Annotated in this window: 1 protein-coding gene and 1 pseudogene; both read right to left on the reverse strand. The window is 46.5% G+C overall.

The window, feature by feature from the left end; translation table 11 throughout:
- The coding region (locus tag HQK80_16255) for a DUF445 family protein (GenBank protein MBF0223743.1) at nt 1-844 on the reverse strand (844 nt) is incomplete at its 3' end.
- Nucleotides 845-913: 69 nt separating this feature from the next.
- A pseudogene (locus HQK80_16260) lies at nt 914-2,590 on the reverse strand (prephenate dehydrogenase/arogenate dehydrogenase family protein).
- Nucleotides 2,591-2,843 lie beyond the last annotated feature (253 nt).

Raw genomic sequence — 2,843 nt, forward strand, 5'->3', positions numbered from 1 at the left:
AGAGAAAGCTGCCGGCAAGTGCGGCCATCGGGCCAAGTGAGGCAATGAAGTTATTGATGGCCGCAGTGATTCCCATAACAATTTTTTCCTGGGTCTCTGGTTCGTCAATAATACGGCTTATTTTTGCAAGAATTGCCGGGGCCTCTTTTTCGATAAGTGTCGATACAAGCTCTGGTAATTGTTTGGGCAGCATCTCTTTAAGGGAGGCATTGCTGATGAGCATTTCCTGCGTTTTCTTGTCGAGATATTTGGAAATCCACTGTTCGACTTCGGGTTTTTTCAGCAAGCTTTCGGTGGTACTGGAAATAAAGCCAAATATTTTTTGGCGCTGCTCTTCGGGAAGGTAGTTGTTGAGATTTTTGTCCAGCAGTTGATCTAAATTGGCAGTTATAGTTTGAGCGAGTACCTTGGTGAAGGCATCACTGTCCAGGTAGCTGTGTAATAGTTTGAGAGTCCGCCAGAGTAGTATTTTTACACCGGCATCAAAATAGGACTGGAAGCGTTGAGGGATTATGCTGGGCAGAGGGCCCAGCTCCCTGCTAAGAATACTGGTTACGCGAACCGTTACCAGTACCTTGAGCTCCTGCTGAAAAGTTTTTTTGTTAAGGGCGCGGGTGACATCGCTTGAAGTCAGCAGGTGGGAGCCGACCATCCGACCGATATTTATTGCCAACTCATACCGTTTTGAAGGGATTACTCCAGGGGTCATGGGCAGGCGGAAACCGAAGATGCGCCATGGTTTCAGTGGTCTGAACAGCATTTTGATCGCCACGTAATTGGTCATGTAGCCAATAAAAGCGCCGAGCAGTGGAGGGGCCAGATAGATAAGTGGGTTGGTCAGCATGTTTTTTGAATTCGTAGTATTCGAGATTCGATGTTCAATGTTGGATGTTCAATGTTCATCCAGAATTTATTAGCGTTGCAGGATTTTCCCGAGGGTTTGATCAACCGCTAAGGACTGTTCCATTCGGGCCTCCAGGAACTCTTTGGAGAGGTACTCTCTGCTTTGCTCAATTGCCTTGCAGAGTTTGTCGATCTCACCGTTAAGCCCCATTTCAACAACCAGGTTGAGGTTCTCCTGGAAATTGGCTAAAACCCTGTTCCCTTCACCTTTGGCAGCCATAATTTCAGCATAGGTCCTCGGGTTCTGAGCGTGCAGCCGAGCCATGGCCAGAATGCCGTATAGTGAGGTCAGGGTTGAGTGGCTGGCAATATCTTCGGGCAGGATCTCATTATCTTTTAAGGCCATAGCCAGGGCTATGGAGATTGCCGATGGCAGTTTCTGGCTGACCCCCATGAGAAGGTCATGCTTAATCGCGGTATCCTGGAAAATTTCGGCTCCATGTTTATAGAGAAAAGCCTCAAATTCGCTGCACAGGCTACCGCTCCTCGGGGTTCGAACGATGGCGGCATTTTTGTCTTTCATTGCTGCAGCTTGTGGTCCCCAAAGGTTATGAACCAGCATAACTTCGACATCCTTTACGGTGCATTCAAGAGCGGTTGCCACAGTATCTTCCGCCTCGCCAGCAAGGAGGATCAAGGCCTGATTTTCTTTGAGCAGGCGGCCATACTGTCGAATTGTGGGAGCGGTAGCACTGATAGGGACGCAGATAACCACAACATCGACTTGAGGGATCATATCTTCAGGTTTCAACTAGGTACTGCGACCACAGATCACGGTTTGGTAGCCTTCATTCTCCAGGCGCTCGGCAAACCATTGACTCATTGCGCCTGTGCCGATAAAGCCGAAATTTTTGATGTGCTTGGTTCGCATATCAACCCGAGGATAACTGCCCAGGACTTTAATTGAATTTGCTTCCTGGACAATATGCTGTTCAAGGCGCTTAATGACCGCAGCGATGGGGCCATCCTCAATATGACCTTCGGCCTCAAGATAGATTTTAAGTTTTTGGGTTTTTATGTCATTTTCAGTGTGCAGATCCAGTAGATTGATGGCGCGTTGCGAAAACTCACCGAGAATATCATAGAGAATACCTACTCTGTCCGTTAAGGGAACCGTAACCAGGGCCGTTGCATCATAGCCGGAGGATCTGTTGATGGCGGGGCCGATAACCGCAAAACGGGTGCGGTTGTGGGGGGCAACTTCTCTTTGGCGAATGCTGAAATTATTGGATTTTAAAATTCGCTCTGTTTCAATAATTCCATGGTGTTTAAGGCCATTGTTTTTGATTTCAGCCATTGTGTTTGTGAGATCATGGACGACTGTTATTGATGCATCCGGATAGTTCGCAGAAATAAACTCTTCGCACTGTTTAATTATGGCAGAGGAACCGGAAAGAACAGTCAGTTCTGTGTCAGCATCAATAGAGCCAAGTGAAAGCTGGATCGGCATAACAATATTGTCGACCCACAGTCCTTTTTTTAATCCCTCCAGGACGTGGACATCTTTGACCTCGCCTTCCCGTGTGTTATAAATGGGAATGATAGCAAGGTCAGCGCGGCCTTCTTCAAAAGCGGCAAGGGCCTCTGATATGCGATTGTATAGTTGGATATCTGCTTTAGGTTGGTATTGCTTAACCGCTTGCCATGATTGAGATTCGACAGGTCCTAGAGTTGCAATTGTCACCATTGTATTTCGTTCCTAACCCAGCTGAATTGGTCATGTGTTTTAATCTGAAAAGAGAAGGCCTGAACTGTATACCTGATCGGCTCATAGCCGATGATGCGTGAAGAGGCACTGACCCGCTAAATTAGTTAGTTCTGACCGATAGGTCAATATTTTTGTTTTTATTCAAAAATCAGATTGAAATCAGGCGATTGAAATCATGATTAAAAAGTTTTTGAAACAGACTTAAAATCCTTTGAAAGCACATGCTCAAAAC

The sequence above is a fragment of the Desulfobulbaceae bacterium genome, assembly GCA_015231515.1.
GTDB lineage: Bacteria > Desulfobacterota > Desulfobulbia > Desulfobulbales > VMSU01 > JADGBM01.